The following is a 21,229-nucleotide window of genomic DNA, read 5'->3' as shown; positions in this document are numbered from 1 at the left end:
AGCCTTAACGATGGGGTCGGGCGGAGCGCGATTGTATCATCGCTTCCTGAAAAAAGCGCGGCTGCTGGCAGGCAGAAACAGCAGCAGGAGCACCAGCAGATCGGGGATTTTCTGCGACAGGGTATGGTGGACAATCTGGACGTTGTTTTCGCCATCAATGCTGAAAATCTCGGGGTAGATCCAGCCCAGCGAGGCGACCAGCATATAGCTGAGCACAATCACCTGCGTCGCCACATAGCCCCAGCGTCCACGGTTACTGCCGCGCATCAGGGTAAAGGCGCAGCGCAGTTCGAACAGGAAGATCAGCTGGCTGGCGACAAAGATGAGTGTCGCGTCCCAGGACTGGGCGCTGCGGTGAACAAAATTGGCGAGTTCACTGTAACCCAGCTCGTTTGCCAGCATCAGGACGCTCAGGCAGCGGGTCGCAATAATAGCAATGCCCGCAACCGTCACCGGAACCGGCGCGATTGAAAGCGTGGCACTGCTTTTGAAGATTTCTGACATAGTCCGTGACTCCACCTGATCGAAAAACGGGCCGGTCAGACCGGCCCGTTCATATAGTGGCAAAGGTTACGGATTTCAGCCACGTTTAGCTTTCTGAATATCGCTTAAACGTTGTTTTTCTTCGTGTGCCATCACCCGCCAGGCGATAAAACCCACTAAACCGACCACAAACAGGATCAATGAAGCCAGCGCATTGATTTCCGGGTTAACGCCGCGTCGCACGGTGGCGAAGATCGCCATCGGCAATGTGGTGGCACCCGGCCCGGTCACAAAGCTGGCAATCACCAGATCGTCGAGTGACAGGGTAAACGCCAGCAGCCAGCCGGTCACAATAGCCGGTGCAATCATGGGCACGGTAATCACAAAAAAGACCTTCAGCGGCGTTGCGCCTAAATCCATCGCCGCCTCTTCGATGGAGCGGTCCAGCTCACGCAGACGCGAGTTAATCACCACGGCCACATAGGCGGTACAGAAGGTGACGTGGGCCAGCCAGATGGTCAGCATGCCGCGTTCGCTCGGCCAGCCAAAGGCGTTGCCCATTGCCACAAACAGCAGCAGCAGCGACAGTCCGGTGATGACGTCGGGCATCACCAGCGGCGCGGTCAGCATGAAGGCAAAACCGTTGTGGCCGCGGAAGCGACCAAAGCGCACGATAATCACCGCCGCCAGCGTGCCCAGCACCACCGCCATGGTGGCGGAGAGACCGGCAATGCTCAGACTCAGCAGAACGGCGTCAATCATCGCGCTGTCCTGGAAGAGCACCCTGTACCAGTGGAACGAGAAGCTCTCCCACACCGTCACCAGCGGTGAGCTGTTGAAGGAGTAAACCACCAGCAACAGCATCGGCGCATAGAGGAACAGGAAGCAGCAGACCAGAATACCGGTACGCCAGGGTGAGCGAATGGTTGGCAAATTATTCATGCCTTCTCTCCCATTTCACGGTTTTGATGCTTATGGAACCAGATGATCGGCAGAATCAGGATCAACAGAATGATAACCGCCAGCGCGGAGGCCACCGGCCAGTCGCGGTTGTTAAAGAACTCCTGCCACAGGATACGGCCAATCATGATGCTGTCCGGGCCACCCAGCAGTTCAGGGATCACGTACTCCCCCCACCGCCGGGATAAACACCAGCATCGATCCGGCGATAATGCCCCCCTTTGGTCAGCGGGACAATTACGCTGAAAAAGGTCTTCAGCGGACGCGCACCCAAGTCCAGTGAGGCTTCCACCAGCGAGTAATCAATGCGGGTCAGCGCGGTGTAGATTGGCAGCACCATAAACGGCAGATAGCAGTAGACGATACCGATATAGACCGCTGTATTGGTGTAGAGGATCACCAGCGGATGATCGATCACCCCCCAGCCACAGCAGGAACCGGTTCAGAATACCGTTGTTGTTAAGCAGCCCCATCCAGGCGTAGACGCGGACCAGAAATGAGGTCCATGACGGCAGGATCACCAGCAGCAGCAGAATGGTGCGCATGGATGGCTTGCTGTGCGCCACGGCCCACGCGAGCGGGTAGCCAATCAGCAGACAGATCACCGTGGAGATCGCCGCCACTTTCAGCGATTGCAGATAGGCATCGACGTAGAGCGGATCGTCGGTCAGCGTCAGGTAGTTGCCGAAATTGAGCACAATGCTGAACTGGTCATCAGCCCAGCTCACCAGCTCGGTGTAGGGGGGGAATCGCACGCGCAATGTCCGCGAAGCTGATCTTCAGCACCGTCAGAAACGGCAGCAGAAACAACAGCACCAGCCAGACATAAGGCAAGGCGATCACCAGCTTGCGGCCATGCTGCATTTTTATCCGCGTGGCCCAGCGTTGCAGCGGCGTGCCGACCAGTCGGGCAGGCGCTTTAGCGCGTTGGAAAATCTGGCTCATAGCCGCTCCTTAAACCGTCAACACCACGCAGCTGTCGCATTCCCAGCAGAGGCGGACTTCATCACCCCAGGTCGGCAACCCTTTGCGGTAGCGATGCGCGTTTTGCAACTGTGCGCTGATCATCTGTCCGCTGTGCAGACGGACATGGAAGATAGAGAGGTCGCCGAGATAGGCGATGTGGACCACTTCACCCACCGCAAAGTTACAGCCATCGGCAGGCACCTCATCGCACAACATCACTTTTTCCGGGCGCAGTGCGACATGGACCGGAACGTTATCCACCACCGAGACATCGGAGTCGACTTTCAGCGGATGCATCAGGCCGGGACTGTCGATCACCAGGCCATCCGCCTGACGTTCACGCAGTAAGCCTTCGAAGACGTTAACCGAACCGATAAATTCCGCGCTGTAGCGGCTGGTAGGATGCTCGTAGATCTCCTCCGGTTCACCAATCTGCACGAACTTGCCGCGATTCATAATCGCGATACGGCCCGCCATGGTCATCGCCTCTTCCTGATCGTGCGTCACCATCACGCAGGTAGCGCCAACACGCTCCAGAATATCGACCACTTCCAGCTGCATTCTGTCGCGCAGCTTCTTGTCCAGTGCCCCCATCGGCTCATCCAGCAGCAGCAGTTTTGGCCGTTTCGCCAGGCTGCGGGCCAGCGCCACACGCTGACGCTGACCACCGGAGAGCTGGTGCGGTTTGCGTTTAGCAAACTCCTGCATATGCACCAGCGCCAGCATCTCTGCTACCCGGCTGGTGATCTCTCCTTTCGGCAGCCGATCCTGTTTCAGACCAAAGGCGATATTCTGCTCCACCGTCATGTGGGGAAACAGCGCGTAGGACTGGAACATCATGTTGATCGGGCGCTGATAGGGAGCAACGTGGGACAGATCCTGGCCATCCAGCACAATCTGCCCGCTGGTTGGCGGCTCAAAACCGGCCAGCATGCGCAGCAGCGTTGATTTACCACAGCCCGATGCGCCCAGCAGGGCAAAGATCTCACCTTTATAAATAGTCAGGCTGACATCATCCACGGCGTGTTGCCCGTCAAAGGATTTGGTCAGATTGCGAATTTCCAGCAGTGGCGTTAACGCCTTTGCGGTTTTATTTTGAGGACGGGGAATGGCATCGTTCACAAAGGTTCTCTCCGGAGCCAGGCGGAACATGGCGACAAAATTTGCCGCTAAAAATGGCACAACAGAGGCCGACACCGCGCCTCTGTTGCTGATACATGACAGGTCAATCCGTTAAGGACGAATTACTTACCACTTTTTACTTTAGTCCATGCGCGCGTACGCACACGATCCAGTTTAGGATCCTGGACTTTCAGCACAAACAATTTCGACATCGCTTCTGGCGTCGGGAAGATACCCGGGTTGTTGCGGACGTCGGCATTGATCAACGGCAGCGACGCTTTGTTGCCGTTGGCGTAGTTCATTTTGTTGGAGACATCGGCGATCACTTTCGGATCCATGATGTAGTTCAGCCAGGCGTAAGCACCATCGAGGTTTTTCGCATCTTTCGGGATCGCCATCATATCGAAGAAGGCCAGTGCGCCCTCTTTCGGTACGCTGTAGCCCAGATGCACGCCATTTTTCGCCGCATCAGCACGGTTTTTCGCCTGCAGAATATCGCCCGACCAGCCAATGGCGACGCAGATATTACCGTTGGCCAGATCGTTGATGTACTGCGATGAATGGAAGTAGCGGATATTCGGACGCAGTTTCAGCAGCAGGTCAGTGGCCGCGCCGGAATACTCTTTGGCATCAGAGGTATTGGGATCTTTGCCCAGGTAGTTGAGCACCGTGGCGAAAATCTCTTCTGGCGCATCCAGGAAGGAGACGCCGCAGCTTTTCAGCTTCTCCAGGTTTTCCGGCTTCAGCACCAGATCCCAGCTGTTGACCGGCGCATCGGCGCCCAGTGCGGCCTTGACCTTGTCGACGTTGTAGCCGATACCGGTAGTGCCCCACAGATAGGGAATGGCATATTTATTACCCGGATCGTGCTGCGCCACTTTTTCCATCAGCGCCGGATCGAGGTTTTTGTAGTTAGGCAGTTTGCTCTTATCCAGCGGCTGGAATACCCCGGACTGCAGCTGACGCGCCAGGAAGCTGGAGGATGGCACCACCACATCATAGCCGGTGCTGCCCGCCATCAGTTTGCCTTCCAGGACTTCGTTAGAGTCAAACACATCGTAGACCACTTTGATGCCGGACTGCTTTTCAAAGTTCGGCACGGTATCTGGCGAAATATAATCGGACCAGTTGTAGACGTGCAGCGTTTTATCTTCCGCCATGCTGCTGGCCGATGCGGCCATCAGCGCAGCAGCTACCACAGCTGACAGCCATTTCTGACGTGAGTTGAACATATTTTTCCATCCTCCTGAGCGGGTCATTACAACGCTGCAAACCAGAGATCCCTGCATTGCGTTCTGTACAAGACGTCAGTGACACAATGAATCATTATTCAGCGGGAGTTTAATAGCAAAAACCTATAGCTGAGGCGCAGTTACGCGCCTGTTACAGCCCCGCAAGCATAGCCCCCCCCCCGTGAGGCTTCACCAGACCCCAGCGTAAAAAACGCCTGAAAGCGATATTTTATGCATGTTTGAGCTATGAGGTTCGGCTTTGATGGCATAAACCACGACTAATATCTGGCGTTAAAGGGCAAAATGCAGAATAAAAAATTATCGCGGCAGCGGATGGCGGGCATAAAAAAAGCCGTCTCAGGGACGGCTTAGTGTGTGACCATGTCGGGCTTAGTGCAGCACAGAATGAACGCTGGTCACCGGAACGTGCTCTTCTTCTTCGCCCACGATCAACAGATTGTTGGCAAAGGCTTCCAGGATCACCATGGAGATCTGCTCTTCACTCTGTTTCATAAAGTGCGAGAACTGACCAAAGGTTAACCCGGCGGTGGTAATCATTGACTGACAGACAATGAGTTTCGGCAGATTATCATCCTGAATGTCGATAAATGCTTTCACCGTCAGCGAACTGGCATTGATCTGCGACAAATCGCCAACCAGTGGAATCAGCGCCGTCGGCTTCACTTCAGCCAGCGCCGAAAACAGAATGACGTTGTCGACCAGATCGATTTTGGCGTCAAACACCCCATCGAAGTTTTGCATGTGCGGCAGATGAAGTGCCTGACAGGCATCGCATTCGAACCAGGTGATATTTTGCTGATCCAGCCAGCGACGCAGCAGGTCGATATCCGGAACGACAAGAGAATCCATCGTAAAATCCCAGTGGGGTGATAAACAGGCGACTTAGCTTACGGAAAAATGCGCGACGATGCCATGAAAACCGCTGAAAAGCGCGTGTCAGCCAGCGGTTTTAGGACGGAGCCCGGGGATGGCCTGCTGCTCAATCCGCTCGATCATCAGGGCGGCGATGTTAAGGTCACTGCTGGTTTCAATGCCTTCAAGACCGGGCGAGGCGTTAACTTCCATCACCAGCGGGCCGCGATGGGCGCGCAGAATATCGACGCCCGCCACTTCCAGCCCGAGCGTAGCCGCCGCTTTCACGGCGATCTGGCGCTCCTGTTGCGTAATGACGACGGGATAAGCTTTGCCGCCGCGATGCAGATTAGAGCGAAAGTCGCCCTCTTTCGCCACCCGCTCAATCGCTGCCACCACCTGATTGCCAATCACCAGACAGCGAACATCACGACCCTGCGCTTCTTTAATAAACTCCTGCACCAGAATATGGGCGTTCAGGCCGCGAAAGGCATCGATAACGCTTTCTGCCGCCTGCCGCGTTTCCGCCAGCACCACGCCAATGCCCTGGGTACCTTCCACCAGCTTGACCACCAGCGGCGCACCGCCGACAAGGGCGATCAGATCAGCGGTGTCATCGGGTGAGGAGGCAAAGCCGGTGACCGGCATGTCGATGCCTTCCCGTGCCAGCAGCTGCAGCGAGCGCAATTTGTCACGGGTGCGGGTAATGGCGGCGGACTCATTCAGCGGATAGCTGCCGCACATCTCAAACTGTCGCAGCACGGCCGTGCCATAAAAAGTGATAGGGTTGCCGATGCGCGGGATAACCGCATCAAAATGGCCAAGCGGTTCACCACAGTAGTGAACCGCCGGTGAGGCGGGATTAATATTCATATAGCAGGAGAGCGGATCGATGATCTGAACCTGGTGGCCGCGTGCGGCGGCCTCCTCACGCAGTCGCCGACTGGAGTAGAGCGTCTCATCACGTGACAGGATAGCTATCTTCATCGCTGCTCTCCCTTACTGGCTTAACGCGTGGCCCAGCCCTGCTGATGCAGATAATCGAGCATAAACGGACGCGTCTCTTTAATGATCAGGCGCTGGATCAGCTCACTCCAGGTTTCGCTGCGCTGGTTGCTGCCGCGCTGCTGATAATAGAGTTCTGTGCGGCTATCGTATTCGGCCAGTACCGCCGGATCCAGCGGCTGATAGCGGTTCTCATGCACCAGCATCGCATGCGGCATACGCGGTTTGACGTCCGGCTTTGACTCCGGATGGCCCAGGCAAAAACCAAACAACGGCAGAACAAATTTCGGCAGGCCCAGCAGTTCGGTTACTTCCACGATACTGTTACGGATTCCGCCGATAAAGACGCCGCCCAGATCCAGCGATTCCGCTGCGACCATGGCATTCTGACCCATCAGCGCGGTATCGACGCAGCCCAGCAGCAACTGCTCGGCACGACCCAGCTGCGCATCAGGGCAAATCTGCAGGTGGCGATTAAAGTCAGCGCAGAAGATCCAGAACTCAGGCGCATCCGCGACCCAGGTCTGTCCGCCCGTCAGCGTCACCAGCTTGTCGCGCAGGGCTTTGTCGGTGATACGGATAATGGAAGAACACTGTAAAAAACTGGATGTGGACGCCGATTGCGCCGCAGTAATAATCGCTTCACGCTGTGCTTCGCTGACCGGCTGGTCAGTAAAGGCGCGGATTGAACGATGGCTGCACAGTAGATCAATGGTCGGTGTCATAAAGTCTCCAGCAATATTATCTTTTTTTGTCAGTTTGATTAAACAGCTGTGGTGCTATCGCTTTCGCGGTGCGCCACATTAACAGCCAGGCAGCAGGCAGCATCAGAACCACGCCAGCAATAAACAGCACAGTGGCCAGCGTTTTTACATCCGCCTTGTCTGGCAGCGGAAGCCAGTGGTTGATCAGCAGCAGCGCGGCCACGATTAACAGGCCGCCAGCCGCCTCCAGCACCACCACAAACCGGGGTAATCTGGCTACACTCTGCATGATATCCTCCTGCCTTAGCGGCTGACTGAGCGTCAATTATGGTCAACAACCCAAAAATTGCGCGAGATACACGGGCTGCCGGCGCGAAAAAGCCTCTGATTCAGAGGCTTCCTGACCGGGCAGCGATAGCGTGCGGGCATCAGACTAACAGGCAAATCCTGCTTTCCTTAAGCGATACGAGCGGGCATCATGGTTGCCATTCTCTGTTTCATTGTGTGATACACATCACATAATAGTCGCTGCAAGGAGTTCTCAATGATTGCTGTTATTTTTGGTCGTCCGGGCTGTCCCTACTGTGTGCGTGCCCATGAACTGGCCGACAAACTAACCGCTGAACGTGATGATTTTAGCTACCAGTATGTCGATATTAACGCAGAAGGCATTACTAAAGCCGACCTGGAAGCGAGCGCCGGTAAACCGGTCAGCACCGTGCCACAGATTTTCGTCGACGAAAAACATATCGGTGGCTACACCGAGTTTGCGGCCTGGACCAAAGAGAATCTGGGATTTGCCGCGTAAGCGCTGATAGCCGGAATGAAAAAGGCGAGCCAGGATTTTCCTGTCTCGCCTTTTTGCGCTCTGCCTGACACCCGTCACCCGGCACTGTTTAATTGAGTGAGGCCATCACTATCTGCATCAACCGCACCAGCAAAGCCCCGCAGCCTGCCCAGAACAGCGCGCTAAGGCTCCATGCGACCACAAAAAGTGCATTGCTGTGGATAAACAGGCTGCTGTTTAACAGCAGTGCTGCCAGTAACGTTCCCCATAGCCCCATCAGCAGAGTGCTTTTTTAACGGGCTTTCCACCTGCACCAATGCCATCACGATACCGGGCAACATAAAGAGCAGTAATTCGGGCTGACCGCGAAGCGGGCCGGGACCGACCTGCCAGAAATGACAGGTAAAGACAAACACCAGACTATACAACACCACGCCGCACAGGCGGGTAGTCCAGAGATAAGAACGCTGCGGCATACCACCCCACTGATTAAAAGTAACCCCGACAATAACCTGCTGATAACCCTGATGCGTTCAGATGGAAATAAAAAAGAAACAGTTCGCTGTGGCAACGAATGAAAACAGCCAATGGCTGTGAAAGATATTTGTGATTAGAATAGCGCCGCGGTAAAGGTTCCATTTGCAGTACTGATGCAACAGCACCTCAACGGCCTGCTCACGATAGCGAAAAACAGGCTACTCTTCAATAGGTTACATGTAAACAAGAAGTTAAACAGTGAATATTAACGTCGCAGGATTGTTAAGCGGAAATGACATTTTGTTATTGTTTGTCGTTTTAGCGCTCGGCCTCTGTCTGGGTAAGTTGCGTCTGGGCTCGGTTCAGCTGGGAAATTCGATTGGCGTATTAGTGGTTTCGCTCTTATTAGGCCAGCAGCACTTTACGATCAATACCGATGCATTGAGTCTGGGCTTTATGCTGTTTATTTTTTGTGTCGGCGTCGAAGCGGGTCCCAACTTTTTTTCCATTTTCTTTCGCGACGGCAAAAACTATTTCATGCTCGCCATCGTCATGGTGGTCAGCGCACTGTTGCTGGCGCTGGGACTGGGCAAACTCTTTGGCTGGGATATCGGCCTCACCGCCGGCATGCTGGCGGGGTCGATGACCTCAACGCCGGTGCTGGTCGGAGCGGGCGATACCCTGCGGCAAAGCATCAGCGATCCGAAACAGCTTGGACTGATGCAGGATCAGCTGAGCCTCGGTTATGCCGTGACCTATCTGATAGGCCTGGTCAGTCTGATTTTCGGCGCACGTTATCTGCCCCGTCTGCAACATCAGGATCTGCCCACCTGCGCCCAGCAGATCGCCCGGGAACGCGGTCTGGATGCGGACAGCCAGCGCAAAGTTTTCCTGCCGGTGATCCGCGCCTATCGCGTCGGTCCGGAACTGGTGGCATGGAGCGGCGGCAAAAACCTGCGCGAACTGGGTATCTATCGTCAGACCGGTTGCTACATTGAGCGCATCCGCCGCAACGGTATTCTCGCCAGTCCCGATGGCGATGCGGTGTTACAGCTCGGTGATGATATCTCGCTGGTGGGCTATCCCGATGCTCACGCCCGGCTAGACCCCAGCTTCCGCAACGGCAAAGAGGTTTTTGACCGCGACCTGCTGGATATGCGCATCGTCACTGAAGAGATCGTGGTGAAAAACCACAATGCGGTAAACAAACGCCTCAGCAAGTTAAACCTCACCGATCACGGCTGCTTCCTGAACCGGGTGATACGCAGTCAGATTGAGATGCCGATCGACGACAGTATCATGCTGAACAAAGGTGATGTGCTGCAGGTCAGCGGCGAGGCACGACGAGTGAAAAGCGTGGCGGATCGCATTGGCTTTATCGCGATTCACAGTCAGATGACCGATCTTTTAGCCTTCTGCGCCTTCTTTATCGTGGGTCTGATGATTGGTCTGATCACCTTCCAGTTCAGCAATTTCAGTTTTGGTATTGGTAACGCCGCGGGCCTCCTGTTCGCCGGTATCATGCTCGGCTTCCTGCGCGCCAACCATCCAACCTTTGGTTATATTCCGCAGGGCGCGCTCACTATGGTGAAAGAGTTCGGTCTGATGGTGTTTATGGCGGGAGTGGGATTGAGTGCCGGTAGCGGCATTAATCACGGCCTGAGCAGCGACGGTGCGCTGATGCTGCTGTGCGGCCTGCTGGTCAGCCTGATTCCGGTGATCATCTGCTATCTGTTTGGTGCTTATGTATTGCGGATGAACCGCGCCCTGCTGTTTGGCGCCATCATGGGCGCACGTACCTGCGCACCGGCCATGGAGATCATCAGTGATACGGCACGCAGCAATATCCCGGCGCTGGGCTATGCCGGGACCTATGCCATCGCCAACGTGTTGCTGACGCTGGCGGGAACGCTGATTGTGATTATCTGGCCGATATTGCCCCTATAAAATTTTTTTGCCTGCGTCCAGAACTTTATTGTTAAGGGATAGTCATAATAAGTGCCACTGCTTTTCTTTGAAATCCCCAAATTGTGGAGCCCGCTGGTCTTTTTCCCGGCGGGTTTTTTTATGCCTTTTTTTCGTCCCTGCCCGTCATTCCCCCCCTGATTCGCAACTGCATGTGTCATAAAACTTAAACCGTTACACAACTCAACGGCAGATTAAGAGCCTTTCTATAGACGAACAAAACGGTAAAAAGCAGGATAGACCGCTGTTTAGTTAGCAATTTGTGCTGGCTGATTGGGTGAGCGTGCTGTCGCTGACCGTTTTTTTTGCCGCTGTTATCGGACCGGGCTGGCGGGATGCTGCCAGCTGCCGTTAACCGGACTGTCTGCTGAGGAATTTATCCCGAAATGGAAGAGCTGAACCATTTACTGTTTACTGCCATTAATGCCACACCGGCTTCACCCGCCTGGTTACTGCAGCTGGCGACGTTTTTTGCCAAAGATCTGATCGCCATCGTGCCGCTGTTAATCGTGGCGATGTGGCTCTGGGGACCGCGCGATCAGGTTTCTTCGCAGCGGGTGCTGGTACTGAAAACCGGTATGGCGCTGATCTATGCGCTGGCGATCTCCTGGTCTGTGGGCCAGCTGTTGCCGCATCCCCGCCCTTTCGCTATCGGTTTTGGTTATCAGTTCCTGCATCACGCCGCCGATGACTCCTATCCCAGCGATCACGGCACCACGATCTTCACCTTTGCACTGGCCTTTATCTTCTGGCATCGCCTCTGGTCAGGTGTGGTTCTGATGGTGGCCGGTTGCGCTATTGCCTGGTCGCGGGTCTACCTTGGCGTTCACTGGCCAATGGATATGCTGGGCGGGTTCCTGGTGGGGCTGCTGAGCTGTCTGGCTTCGCATCTGGCGTGGCAGTTCTATGGCGAGCGGATGCTGGCGGTAATCAATCCACTCTATCGGTCGCTGTTTGCCGTGCCGATTCGCAAAGGCTGGACGCAGGATTAAGAAAGGGACGCGTTAGCGTCCCCAGCACTGTGGCAAACCCGGATTTACCGCAGCGAATAAGCTTAAAGCGCAGGGAACAGGGTCAGAGGAGGAAAGCGTCCCGCGCCAGGGACGGCGCGGGCCGAGCGTGTCATGGATGACGGATTTTGCGTCTTTCCGATCTGACCCTGTTCCCTGTGCAGGCTCGGGCTCAACGCAGTACGAGCCTGCGTCCCTGCTTACTTATGAAAACCACTTCCCGAACCAGCCATTGAATTTCATCATCACGAAATCAATCATCCGGCTGAAGAACCCGCCTTCCGGCACATCCTGCATCACCACCAGCGGCCGCTGCTCAATGGTTTTCCCGTCCAGCTGGAAATCGATGGTGCCGACCACCTGATTCTTCTTCAGCGGAGCTTCCAGCTGCGGCGTAGTGAGTCTGAAACTCGCCTTCAGATTCTTCATCTGCCCTTTAGGGATGGTCAGCGCAGCATCTTTCGCCACGCCCAGATTGACCTGGCTGCGATCACCAAACCAGACCCGCTGCTGCGCAAACGGCGCATCCGCTTTAATCGGCGTAACCGTTTCAAAGAAACGGAAGCCCCATGTCAGCAGCTTTTCACTTTCGCGGAAACGAATCGCATCGCTGGCGGTGCCCAGCACCACCGAGATCAGACGCATATCCCCTTCGGTTGCTGAAGCGACCAGATTATTCCCCGCGCCCGAGGTGTGGCCGGTTTTGACGCCATCAACCTTGAGGTTGGTGCTCCACAACAGGCGGTTGCGGTTGATCTGGCGAATATTATTGAAGGTGAACTCTTTCTCTTTATTCAGCGCGTACTCTTCGGGCACATCGCGGATTAGCGCCTGAGCAATCAGCGCCATATCACGCGCGGTGCTGTACTGCCCTTCTGCATCCAGACCATGCACCGTCATAAAGTGGGTATTCTGCAGTCCCAGCGCCTTCACATAGTTGTTCATCAGGCCGATAAACGAATCCTGACTGCCCGCCACATAATCCGCCAGCGCAATACAGGCGTCATTGCCGGACTGGATCACGATTCCCTTATTCAGCTCATGCACCGGAATACGATCGCCCGGCTTGAGGAACATCAGCGACGAGCCGCGCAGCTTAGGGTTGCCGGTGGCCCAGGCATCCTGTCCGACGGTAACCAGGTCATCCGGCTTGATTTTCCCCGCTTTAATCGCCTGACCCACAACATAGCTGGTCATCATTTTAGTCAGACTGGCGGGGTCGAGGCGCTGATCGGCACTGGATTCGGTTAACACCTTACCGCTGGCGTAGTCGATCAGAATCCACGCTTTAGCATCAATGCCTGGCGCGGCGGGAGCCTGCTCAGCAAAAACGCTGACGGGGGCAAGAATCAGTAATGAAGTGGCAGCAAGGTGCCGCAGGCGAGATGTGAAGCGAGTGTTTGTCATGGGCTTGGCCGGATTGTCCTTGTTAAATCGAAATTCCAGGGGCAGAAAATTCTCACTCAAACGCTAACCCTTGACGGCAGCGAAAAAAACCGTCGAATCGTAAAGTTTTTTAGAGTTTAGTAGAGTAACCCTGGCATAAGTGCTGCGCGCGTGCCGCTTTTCCCCGATTCTGTCGCTATCAAAACTGCGTGAAATTCCGATTTTTCGCAGAAGAGTTAAGCCCGTCACAAATATCAGTTAACCTGAACGCCAGTCAGCCGAGGAGACCGACCATGGACTTAGCCCTTTTTGATCTGGATGAAACACTCATTTGTGAAGACAGCACCAGCCTGTGGCTGCGCTGGCTGGTATCACAGGGATTCGCTCCCAGTGAACTGATTGATCAGGAACAGGCATTAATGAGCCAGTACTATGCCGGTACGCTGTCGATTGAAGAGTATATGAATAAAACACTCTCCCCCCCTGGCGGGCATGGCCACGCTTACCGTTGAAGGCTGGGTGCGCCGCTTCATTCACCGCGACATCATGCCACGCGTTTATCCTGCAGCCCGCGAGCGGATTGAGTGGCACCGGGCGCGTGGCGACAAGGTCATGATCATCTCCGCCAGCGGCGAGCATCTGGTGGTGCCGATTGCAGAAAAGCTGGGTGCCTGCGGCGCGCTGGCGATTGGCGTTGAAATCGTGGACGAGCGCTACAGCGGCAACACTTACGGCACCATGACCTATAAAGAGGGCAAAGTCACGCGACTGGGTGACTGGAAAGCGCTGCAGCAGGACGAGGCCTTTGACCGCACCTGGGCCTACAGCGATTCGATGAACGACCTGCCGCTACTGGAACAGGCCGATCATGCCCATGTCATCAACCCTGACGAACAGTTACACAAGGAAGCGTTAAACCGCGGCTGGCAGGTTTATCACTGGGCGCGCTGACTCCGAGCTTATTCCATAAGGCGTAACTGTTGCTGGCAGCCTGGACACGGACAGCGCGGAATAATCCGTAGTACACGTAGTCCGTGAGGATTACTCGCTGCGCTCGCCCCTTCAGGGCCGCCCTGACGGGCGTTCAGGTTGCTAAAGCAGCCTGTGTGAGCACTGCCCTGGCCCAGACTGACCAATAAAATAGCCTGGGGACAGGCTCTTAGCCGCGGGACGCACCAGCGTCCTGCGCTAATCCCACTTTCAGCAGCTTGCCATTGGCCTCATCGGTCAGCACATAGAGCCAACCATCCGGCCCCTGGCGAACATCGCGAATGCGCGCCTTCTGATCGTCCAGCAGACGCTGCTCTTCCACCACTTTCTCGCCGTTGATACTCAGACGAATCAGGTTTTTCTCTTTCAGAGCGCCGATAAACAGCGAGTTTTTCCACTGCGGAAAACGGGCGCTATTGTAGAACGCCATGCCGCTGATGGCCGGAGAATCCTTCCAGTGATAAAGCGGCGGTTCGGTACCCGCAACCTGTGTGCCTTGTGACTCCGGCACTTTGTCACCGCTATAGTCGATGCCGTAGGTTGCCAGCGGCCAGCCGTAATTCTTGCCCCGCTCCATGATATTCACTTCATCGCCGCCGCGCGGGCCATGTTCATTTTCCCATATCTTGCCGGTCCAGGGGGTTAAGCGCCAGCCCCTGCGGATTACGCAAACCAAAGGCCCAGAGCTCTGGCCGTGCGCCGCGCTGTTTCGCAAACGGGTTATCGTCCGGCACGCTGCCATCGGCGTTGAGCCGCAGCAGTTTGCCCTGCAGCTTATCGAGATCCTGCGCAGCGCTGCTGGCAAAGTTATCGCCGAAGGCGATCCAGAGATAGCCCTGGGTATCAAACGCCAGCCGGGTACCGATGTTGTTGCCGCTGGAGAGCATCGGCGTCTGCCGAATCACCTCGCGGAAATCGCTGAGTTGCCGGTTATCCTTGCTCAGCGTGCCAACGCCTACCACCGCGCCCGCTTTGCCACTGCTGTTCGCTTCGGTATAGCTAAGCCAGACGCGACGACTGGTGGCAAAATCGGGTGCCAGCACCACGTCCAGCAGGCCACTCTGCCGTTCTGCCCAGACCTTTGGCACGCCCTGGATCGGCTGCGACAGGCCGCTCTCCGGGCTCCAGCTGCGCAGTTGTCCGCTACGTTCGGTAATCAGCAGCGTTTTGTTGTCGGGCAGGAAGGCGACGGACCATGGATGTTGTAACTTATCCTGTAATACCTCGACCTTTACGTCGGCGGCAAACAGGGGGGCGGTACAAAACAGGGAGCCACTTAGCAACAAGGTAGTTGAGAAACGGGCCATAACGATCTCCTGACGGAATAGAATGCCCTTAAGCGTAGTCAGCCCCTCTGCAATGATGTTGAGGATTTACAAAAGATTAATCAGGGCGACAGCGCTCTGCTGTCGCCCGTCAGAGTCAGGGCGCGTTAAAACTTACCGTGTCACGCACCATCGTATCGATACCAGGCTTCAGCTCGTCAAAGGTGATCGGCGTATTGCTGTTACTGACCGTTTTGCCAAAGGCTTTGCGAACCACCCGGATCATCGGTTTGCCCGTCACCGCATCGCTGGCTTCTATCTCCAGAAACAGTTCGCTGTTCTGAGTACGATGCCCTGACGCCGCCATGGTGCTGGCAACGACCGCGGCAACCGGTACCACTTCATAAAACTGCACGCCCTGATTTTCTGCTGACACGGCGGTAATGGCGGCCCTTACCTTCAGGGTATGCGGCGTAGCCTGATTCACCAGCGGCAGGCGGGTGGCTATCGCGCCTTTTAGCTGGATCTCGGTGTAACTGAGCACCTGATCCAGCGTTTGCTGAGTGACGCGTGGCGTGGGGTGCGCCGCCGGGTAGTAGACCAGCGATGTATAAAGCACATCTTTATAATGGCTGCTTTGATAGTCGGGTGATATCCAGCGCAGAGTCGGTTCACCACTGGCTGACGACGTCGGTTGCAACTGGCTGTAATCGCTTAAAAAACCTGAATATTGCTGCTTATCAGCAACATGAGAAGTACAACCACTGAGCAGCACGGCAGAGACCGCCAGAAGAGCAGCAACGGAAGTTTTACGCATCATCAACTCGCTTGTATCAGGAAGGTTTAAGCAAGCATAGATAAGCCAGAGGGGAAATGCAGAATAACAGAGGCGATTTAACGCTGTTATGCAGAATAAATAGCAGGAAAACCCGCTGCAGAGCACAGCGGGCGAAAAAGATTACTCAAAGCAGGTATCAGGATTCTCAGACAGGGTGATGAACTGTTTGCCACCCTGGGTCAGCGCCATAATGGTGCCGCTTTCGATATCGTAAACCCAGCCGTGCAGACGCAGCTTACCGTTACGCAGCGCGACGGACACGGAAGGATGGGTTTTCATGTTGTTCAGCTGGGCAATAACGTTCTCTTTGACCATCTCGTTCAGCTTCTTCTCTGGTGAGTCATACTCACGCTGCTCAACCACCGCTTTTGCCGCATCGGCATAGCGCAGCCAGTGCTCAACCGCAGGCATGGTATCCATGCAGGCGCAGGAGGCGATGGCGTTCATGGCACCACAGTTAGAGTGACCACAGATGATGATGTCGGAGACGCCCAGCGCGACCACCGCATATTCGATAGTGGCGGAGACACCGCCTGGCTCCGGGCCGAATGAGGGAACGATGTTGCCCGCATTGCGGATAACGAACAGCTCTCCTGGCTCCTGCTGCGTCACCAGTTCAGGCACCAGACGACTGTCTGAACAGGAGATGAACAGCGCTTTCGGATTTTGATTTGATGCCAGGCTTTTGAAAAGATCCTTCCTTTCAGGAAACACATTCTGCTGGAAATTCAGAAATCCGTTGATGATCTCTTTCATTATTTAGCTCTCACATTATCCATTTCATTACCTGAGGGGCATAGCCCCCTCAGTGGGGTTTGCCCGTTTATTATTAATGAAAACAAGTGAATATCAACCCGCCTTTTACCGGATGCTCTAAACAGCGGCCACTGTCAGCGTTTCGCTTGTTCATCAGTCAGAGGCTCCGCAGCCAATTTCTTTTTATAGCACGGGAAGTTATTGGAAAAAGCACGGTTTGAACCGCCCGTTTTTTTGCCTGTGCTGTGGATCGGCTTTTACGCGTTTTTTCACTACTTTACGCCCCCCGGCTCGCCAGCAGAAAAGGTTTCTCTTCTGCTGCCGTCTGACCTTATCTGGCAAGCGTGGCGGGCTACGGCGTTTTAGGGCGTGGCGAAACGGCTGCGCATCTGGCAGCACGGGCGCTGCAGCAGAACCGTTGCAGACAAGGAATGAGGGATAAGAGAGAGCAGGACGGGTTCATTAAAACAACCCCGGCAGCAGGGGTTAGCGGCTGCCGGGAGAGCAGGATTAACGCTTAGCCATACTGCTGCTGATGCGCTTTTTTTACGTCGCAGATAGTCTTCATCTGCACGAAGTTTGTCCCAGTAGCCTTTGAAAACAGCCGCCGCCGCGGCTTTTTCCTCGTTGATGCCGCGCGGCAGCTCCTTGCCATCTGCGTCATATTTACGTCCGCCCTTATGGTTGCTGTAACGGCGCGCACGGGTATACCCCATCTGAATAAATTTACGCGCCATATCCATGCCGACAAAATCATCTTTGCGCCGATACTCCTCAAACAGCGCCATGATTTTCTCAGCCGACTCTTCAGCAATGGGAACGGTACGAAAACGCCAGTGTGGCAGTATTTCGCCTTTATAAGGCTCGACCATCAGCACGCCCTGCTCACCACGCCCGACCTGATAAAGCTCGGGGTGCTGGCGGAAGTCGATAGTGCTGAAGTCCTGATCATAATCGAAAGGTTTCATCTCTTTAGTTTAGGATCAAGTGCGTCGCGCAGCCCGTCTCCGAGTAAATTAAATGCCAGAACGGTGAGGAAGATGGCCAGGCTGGGGAAAATTGCCACGTGAGGCGCGATAACCATGTCGGCCCGCGCCTCATTCAGCATTGCACCCCACTCCGGCGTAGGCGGTTGTGCGCCCAGCCCCAGAAATGACAGGCTGGCCGCGGTAATGATTGAGGTACCGACCCGCATGGTGAAATAGACCACAATCGGCGATACCGTGCCGGGCAGGATATGCCGCATCAGGATAGTCCAGTCAGAAGCGCCGATGCTGCGTGCCGACTCAATATAGGTCTGATGCTTCAGCACCAGCGTATTGCCGCGAACCAGCCGGGCAAAAGCCGGGATACTGAAGATAGCGACTGCCACAATCACATTACTCATGCCGCTGCCCATAATCGCCACCACCGCAATCGCCAGCAGAATGCCGGGAAAGGCAAACAGCACATCGCAGATACGCATGGTGATGCGGTCCCACCAGCCTTCGTAATAGCCGGCTAACAGACCAAAGAATGTGCCGATCAGCGCGCCGATCACTACCGAAAAGAAGCCCGCAATCAGGGAAATCCGCGTGCCGACCAGCACCCGACTGAAAATGTCACGCCCCAGCGAATCGACGCCAAACAGATGCATCAGCGAGGGGCCGTCATTGAGCCGGTCATAATCGAAGTAGTTCTCTGCGTCGAACGGCGCAATCCACGGGGCAATAACCGCCAGCACAATCAGTACCAGCACAAACAGCCCGGCCAGCAGCGCCACCGGCTGCCCTCTGAAACGCCGCCAGAATTCACGCCACGGCGTTCGCACCCGATTCTCCGCAATCAGCGGCATCGTTTTCAGTGCCGCTTCGCGTCGCCAGTTTTTCATCGCGACTCCTTAAAGCGAATAGCGGGATTAATCACCGCATAGAGCATGTCGACAAACAGGTTGATCAGAATAAACTCCAATGAAAACAGCAAAACTTCCGCCTGAATAACCGGGTAGTCGCGCATCGCCACGGAATCGACCAGCAGTCGCCCCAGGCCCGGCCAGTTAAACACCACCTCGACCACGATCGATCCGCCCAGCAGGAAACCAAACTGCAGCCCCATCATCGTCACCACCGGGATCATGGCGTTGCGCAGGCCATGCTTCACCACCACCAGCGACTCGCGCACCCCTTTGGCCCGGGCGGTCCGCATATAATCTTCCTGCATCACCTCCACGAACGAGGCACGGGTAAAGCGCGCCATCACCGCCGCCACCGCCGCACCCAGGGTGATGGAGGGCAGAATGTAATGTTTCCAGCTCTCTGCACCGACGGTTGGCAGCCATCCCAGTTCAACTGAGAAGACCTGCATCAGCAGCATGCCCAGCGCAAAGGCGGGAAACGAAATGCCCGACACCGCCAGCGTCATCCCCAGTCGATCGGGCCAGCGATTGCGCCAGACAGCAGAAACGATGCCGATTGCCATGCCAAAAATCACTGCCCAGATCATGCTGACCAGCGTCAGCCACAGGGTCGGCATAAAGCGTGAGGCGATCTCCTCCGCGACCGGCCGCTTCGAGACCATCGACTGGCCGAAATCGCCCTGCAGCGCATTCAGCATAAAGTGCCAGAACTGCTGCGGCAGCGGCAGGTCGAGTCCCAGCTCCTGACGCACCAGCGCCACCACCGAAGCATCGGCTTCCGGCCCGGCGATCAGACGCGCCGGGTCGCCCGGCAGCAGGTGAACAAACAGGAACACCAGCACCGCCACAATCAGCAGCGTGGGGATCAGCCCAAAGAGTCGTTTGAGAAAATAGTTAAACATGCAACATCCTGCAGCTGCGGCCAGCCTCACGGGCTGGCCGGCTCCGTTACTTCAGAGTTGCCTCATCGAAATTGAATGAGGTATCGGGCATTACATAAAAACCGCTGAGGTTTTTGCTGTTGGCAGAAACCAGCTGCTCAACCACCAGTGGGATCCATGGGTGATCCTGCCAGATGGTATCCTGCGCATCTTTGTAGAGACGCGCTTTCTCAGCACGATCGGTGGTTTTCAGCGCATCTGCCAGATCTTTATCGACCTTAGGATTGCTGTAAAACGCGGTATTGAAGATCGCCGGTGGCCAGGCCGTAGTAGCAAACAGTGGCGTCAGTGCCCAGTCCGCTTCGCCGGTGGAGGCGGACCAGCCGGTGTAGAACATGCGCACGCCGCTCTCTTTCTGGCCCTTGCCTTCTACTTCAGCGGCACGCTGACCCGCATCCATCGCCGTAACTTTAACTTTCACGCCAACCTGCGCCAGCTGCTGCTGGGTGAACTGCAACACTTTCTGCGCGGTGCTGTGGTTGTGTGACGACCAGAGCGTGGTTTCAAACCCGTTCGGGTAACCCGCCTCTTTCAGCAGGGCTTTCGCTTTGGCTGGATCGTAGCTGATGGCCGGATAGGTCTGAGCGAAGTCGATGGTGGGCGGCACGATGCCGGTAGCAGGCGTGGCGTAACCGGAGAACGCCACTTTCGCCAGCGCCTGACGGTTGATGGCATATTCCAGCGCTTCACGCACCTTCGGATTATCGAACGGCTTCTGAGTGACGTTAAGGCTGATGTAACGCTGCATAATCGATGGCGTCGTTACCACAGCAAGCTTGCTGTTCTTCTCCAGCAGTTTTGCCTGCTCATAGGGCACCGGGAAAGCAAAGTTCGCTTCGCCGGTCTGCAGCATCGCCGCGCGGGTGTTGTTATCCACCACCGGTCGCCAGGTAATGCTGTCCAGCTTCGGATAGCCCGGCTTCCAGTAGCCGTCCCACTTCTTCACCTTCACAAAATCGGTCTGGTTCCAGGTTTCAAACACAAACGGGCCGGTTCCTACCGGATGGAAACCGATCTCTTTGCCATATTTTTTCAGCGCGGTGGGCGAAATCATCGCCGCCGCCGGATGGGCCAGAATGTTGATAAAGGCGGAGAACGGCTCTTTCAGCGTTACTTTTACCGTAGTTGGATCCACCACTTCGGTGCTGGCGATATGTTTAAACAGGTTGTAGCGCTTGAGATGGTTATCCGGATTGCTGGCGCGATCGAGGTTGACCTTTACCGCTTCCGCATTGAAGTCAGTGCCATCCTGGAATTTAACTCCGGAACGCAGCTTAATGGTATAGGTCAGGCCGTCGGCGCTGGCCTGATAGCTCTCAGCCAGCACGTTAGTGAGCTTCATCTCTTTATCAAAGCCAAACAGGCCCTGATAGAAGGATTTCGCGACAGCCTGCGACAGCGTGTCGTTGGCGTCATAGGGATCGAGAGTGGTGAAGTTGGACGCGACGGCAATCACCGCATCCTGTGCTGCCCAGGCGGGCAATGCCATTGCGCTGCTTAACACGCCAGCCGCCAGTAACCCTTTACGCATCGTAATCTGCATCTTGTTCTCCTGTAATCCCTGTCGGGTTGGTC

At 55.6% G+C, this 21,229-nt stretch carries 17 protein-coding genes and 5 pseudogenes; 4 read left to right on the top strand and 18 right to left on the bottom strand.

The annotated features are described in order from the left end of the window. Positions 1-36: 36 nt before the first annotated feature. The 9 genes and pseudogenes from JNO11_RS06010 to JNO11_RS05970 all read right to left on the bottom strand — a co-directional run bounded on the left by JNO11_RS06010 (position 37) and on the right by JNO11_RS05970 (position 7,634). On the bottom strand, positions 37-504 hold the full coding sequence (locus tag JNO11_RS06010) for a YbjO family protein (protein WP_325177068.1): 468 nt from the start codon (positions 502-504) through the stop codon (positions 37-39). 75 nt (positions 505-579) lie between these two features. Then, complete coding sequence (potI, locus tag JNO11_RS06005) at positions 580-1,425, bottom strand: putrescine ABC transporter permease PotI (protein WP_010254422.1); 846 nt, start codon at positions 1,423-1,425, stop codon at positions 580-582. Further along, positions 1,422-2,307 (bottom strand): annotated as a pseudogene (gene potH, locus JNO11_RS06000) (putrescine ABC transporter permease PotH). Before potH ends, potI begins: the two are co-directional and overlap by 4 nt. Before the next feature lie 90 nt (positions 2,308-2,397). Beyond that, a complete protein-coding gene (gene potG / locus JNO11_RS05995) occupies positions 2,398-3,531 on the bottom strand; it encodes a putrescine ABC transporter ATP-binding subunit PotG (RefSeq protein ID WP_010254420.1) in 1,134 nt (377 codons plus the stop codon). Positions 3,532-3,653: 122 nt separating this feature from the next. Continuing rightward, positions 3,654-4,763, bottom strand: coding sequence for a spermidine/putrescine ABC transporter substrate-binding protein PotF (gene potF / locus JNO11_RS05990; protein WP_010254418.1), 1,110 nt, complete (start codon positions 4,761-4,763; stop codon positions 3,654-3,656). A gap of 390 nt (positions 4,764-5,153) precedes the next feature. Beyond that, positions 5,154-5,633 (bottom strand): YbjN domain-containing protein, encoded by a 480-nt coding sequence (locus tag JNO11_RS05985; RefSeq protein WP_022625960.1) that lies wholly within the window; start codon positions 5,631-5,633, stop codon positions 5,154-5,156. An 87-nt stretch (positions 5,634-5,720) separates the two neighbouring features. Continuing rightward, the gene (rimK, locus tag JNO11_RS05980; protein ID WP_010254416.1) at positions 5,721-6,623 is read right to left on the bottom strand and encodes a 30S ribosomal protein S6--L-glutamate ligase; all 903 of its coding nucleotides are present in this window, start codon (positions 6,621-6,623) and stop codon (positions 5,721-5,723) included. Between the two features lie 20 nt (positions 6,624-6,643). Then, positions 6,644-7,366, bottom strand: coding sequence for an oxygen-insensitive NADPH nitroreductase (gene nfsA, locus JNO11_RS05975; RefSeq protein WP_050679485.1), 723 nt, complete (start codon positions 7,364-7,366; stop codon positions 6,644-6,646). 16 nt (positions 7,367-7,382) lie between these two features. Beyond that, entirely contained in the window at positions 7,383-7,634 is a 252-nt protein-coding gene (locus JNO11_RS05970; RefSeq protein WP_010254414.1) for a DUF1418 family protein, read from the bottom strand. Positions 7,635-7,889: 255 nt separating this feature from the next. On the opposite strand from JNO11_RS05970, the gene JNO11_RS05965 reads away from it, so the two are divergent. Then, positions 7,890-8,153 carry a GrxA family glutaredoxin gene (locus JNO11_RS05965; RefSeq protein ID WP_010254413.1) on the top strand — a complete coding sequence of 88 codons (264 nt, stop codon included), beginning with the start codon at positions 7,890-7,892 and terminating at the stop codon, positions 8,151-8,153. An 88-nt stretch (positions 8,154-8,241) separates the two neighbouring features. Here the strand turns inward: JNO11_RS05965 and ybjM are convergent. Further along, a pseudogene (gene ybjM / locus JNO11_RS24760) lies at positions 8,242-8,608 on the bottom strand (inner membrane protein YbjM). A 259-nt stretch (positions 8,609-8,867) separates the two neighbouring features. Here ybjM and JNO11_RS05950 point away from each other — a divergent pair. Both JNO11_RS05950 and ybjG read left to right on the top strand, forming a co-directional pair. Then, positions 8,868-10,556 carry an aspartate:alanine antiporter gene (locus tag JNO11_RS05950; RefSeq protein ID WP_010254410.1) on the top strand — a complete coding sequence of 563 codons (1,689 nt, stop codon included), beginning with the start codon at positions 8,868-8,870 and terminating at the stop codon, positions 10,554-10,556. A 404-nt stretch (positions 10,557-10,960) separates the two neighbouring features. Further along, positions 10,961-11,566, top strand: coding sequence for an undecaprenyl-diphosphate phosphatase (gene ybjG, locus JNO11_RS05945; protein ID WP_325177066.1), 606 nt, complete (start codon positions 10,961-10,963; stop codon positions 11,564-11,566). Between the two features lie 222 nt (positions 11,567-11,788). Here the strand turns inward: ybjG and JNO11_RS05940 are convergent, their stop codons facing one another. Further along, positions 11,789-12,991: a serine hydrolase gene (locus JNO11_RS05940; protein WP_010254406.1), complete on the bottom strand. Its 1,203-nt coding sequence runs from the start codon at positions 12,989-12,991 to the stop codon at positions 11,789-11,791. Between the two features lie 272 nt (positions 12,992-13,263). Here JNO11_RS05940 and JNO11_RS05935 point away from each other — a divergent pair. Continuing rightward, positions 13,264-13,921: pseudogene (locus JNO11_RS05935) on the top strand (HAD family hydrolase). 208 nt (positions 13,922-14,129) lie between these two features. On the opposite strand, the pseudogene JNO11_RS05930 reads toward JNO11_RS05935, so the two are convergent. The 7 genes and pseudogenes from JNO11_RS05930 to gsiB form a co-directional block, all read right to left on the bottom strand. Continuing rightward, positions 14,130-15,267 (bottom strand): annotated as a pseudogene (locus JNO11_RS05930) (PQQ-dependent sugar dehydrogenase). Between the two features lie 115 nt (positions 15,268-15,382). Beyond that, on the bottom strand, positions 15,383-16,042 hold the full coding sequence (locus JNO11_RS05925) for a DUF3313 domain-containing protein (RefSeq protein WP_050679483.1): 660 nt from the start codon (positions 16,040-16,042) through the stop codon (positions 15,383-15,385). A gap of 141 nt (positions 16,043-16,183) precedes the next feature. After that, positions 16,184-16,819 (bottom strand): carbonic anhydrase, encoded by a 636-nt coding sequence (locus JNO11_RS05920; protein ID WP_010254395.1) that lies wholly within the window; start codon positions 16,817-16,819, stop codon positions 16,184-16,186. Positions 16,820-17,336: 517 nt separating this feature from the next. Continuing rightward, positions 17,337-17,787 (bottom strand): annotated as a pseudogene (locus tag JNO11_RS05915) (DUF4385 domain-containing protein). Next, positions 17,784-18,689: a glutathione ABC transporter permease GsiD gene (gene gsiD, locus JNO11_RS05910; RefSeq protein ID WP_010254377.1), complete on the bottom strand. Its 906-nt coding sequence runs from the start codon at positions 18,687-18,689 to the stop codon at positions 17,784-17,786. Before gsiD ends, JNO11_RS05915 begins: the two are co-directional and overlap by 4 nt. After that, a complete protein-coding gene (gene gsiC, locus JNO11_RS05905) occupies positions 18,686-19,615 on the bottom strand; it encodes a glutathione ABC transporter permease GsiC (protein WP_010254376.1) in 930 nt (309 codons plus the stop codon). The genes gsiD and gsiC overlap by 4 nt, the downstream gene beginning before the upstream one ends. A gap of 46 nt (positions 19,616-19,661) precedes the next feature. Continuing rightward, positions 19,662-21,197 (bottom strand): glutathione ABC transporter substrate-binding protein GsiB, encoded by a 1,536-nt coding sequence (gene gsiB, locus JNO11_RS05900; protein WP_010669736.1) that lies wholly within the window; start codon positions 21,195-21,197, stop codon positions 19,662-19,664. Positions 21,198-21,229 lie beyond the last annotated feature (32 nt).

Origin of the sequence: Pantoea sp. 1B4 (assembly GCF_016925765.1) — a bacterium.
In the GTDB taxonomy this organism is placed as follows: Bacteria; Pseudomonadota; Gammaproteobacteria; order Enterobacterales; family Enterobacteriaceae; genus Pantoea; species Pantoea agglomerans.
Note: the sequence above shows the minus strand (reverse complement) of the source record. Positions and strands in the feature narration are given on the sequence as shown.

Excerpts from the sequence above, each read along its gene's own strand:
- JNO11_RS06010 (WP_325177068.1), bottom strand. The coding sequence starts at position 504 with ATGTCAGAAATCTTCAAAAGCAGTGCCACGCTTTCAATCGCGCCGGTT.
- potI (WP_010254422.1), bottom strand. The coding sequence starts at position 1,425 with ATGAATAATTTGCCAACCATTCGCTCACCCTGGCGTACCGGTATTCTG.
- potF (WP_010254418.1), bottom strand. The coding sequence starts at position 4,763 with ATGTTCAACTCACGTCAGAAATGGCTGTCAGCTGTGGTAGCTGCTGCG.
- JNO11_RS05985 (WP_022625960.1), bottom strand. The coding sequence starts at position 5,633 with ATGGATTCTCTTGTCGTTCCGGATATCGACCTGCTGCGTCGCTGGCTG.
- rimK (WP_010254416.1), bottom strand. The coding sequence starts at position 6,623 with ATGAAGATAGCTATCCTGTCACGTGATGAGACGCTCTACTCCAGTCGG.
- nfsA (WP_050679485.1), bottom strand. The coding sequence starts at position 7,366 with ATGACACCGACCATTGATCTACTGTGCAGCCATCGTTCAATCCGCGCC.
- JNO11_RS05970 (WP_010254414.1), bottom strand. The coding sequence starts at position 7,634 with ATGCAGAGTGTAGCCAGATTACCCCGGTTTGTGGTGGTGCTGGAGGCG.
- JNO11_RS05965 (WP_010254413.1), top strand. The coding sequence starts at position 7,890 with ATGATTGCTGTTATTTTTGGTCGTCCGGGCTGTCCCTACTGTGTGCGT.
- ybjG (WP_325177066.1), top strand. The coding sequence starts at position 10,961 with ATGGAAGAGCTGAACCATTTACTGTTTACTGCCATTAATGCCACACCG.
- JNO11_RS05940 (WP_010254406.1), bottom strand. The coding sequence starts at position 12,991 with ATGACAAACACTCGCTTCACATCTCGCCTGCGGCACCTTGCTGCCACT.
- JNO11_RS05925 (WP_050679483.1), bottom strand. The coding sequence starts at position 16,042 with ATGCGTAAAACTTCCGTTGCTGCTCTTCTGGCGGTCTCTGCCGTGCTG.
- JNO11_RS05920 (WP_010254395.1), bottom strand. The coding sequence starts at position 16,819 with ATGAAAGAGATCATCAACGGATTTCTGAATTTCCAGCAGAATGTGTTT.
- gsiD (WP_010254377.1), bottom strand. The coding sequence starts at position 18,689 with ATGAAAAACTGGCGACGCGAAGCGGCACTGAAAACGATGCCGCTGATT.
- gsiC (WP_010254376.1), bottom strand. The coding sequence starts at position 19,615 with ATGTTTAACTATTTTCTCAAACGACTCTTTGGGCTGATCCCCACGCTG.
- gsiB (WP_010669736.1), bottom strand. The coding sequence starts at position 21,197 with ATGCAGATTACGATGCGTAAAGGGTTACTGGCGGCTGGCGTGTTAAGC.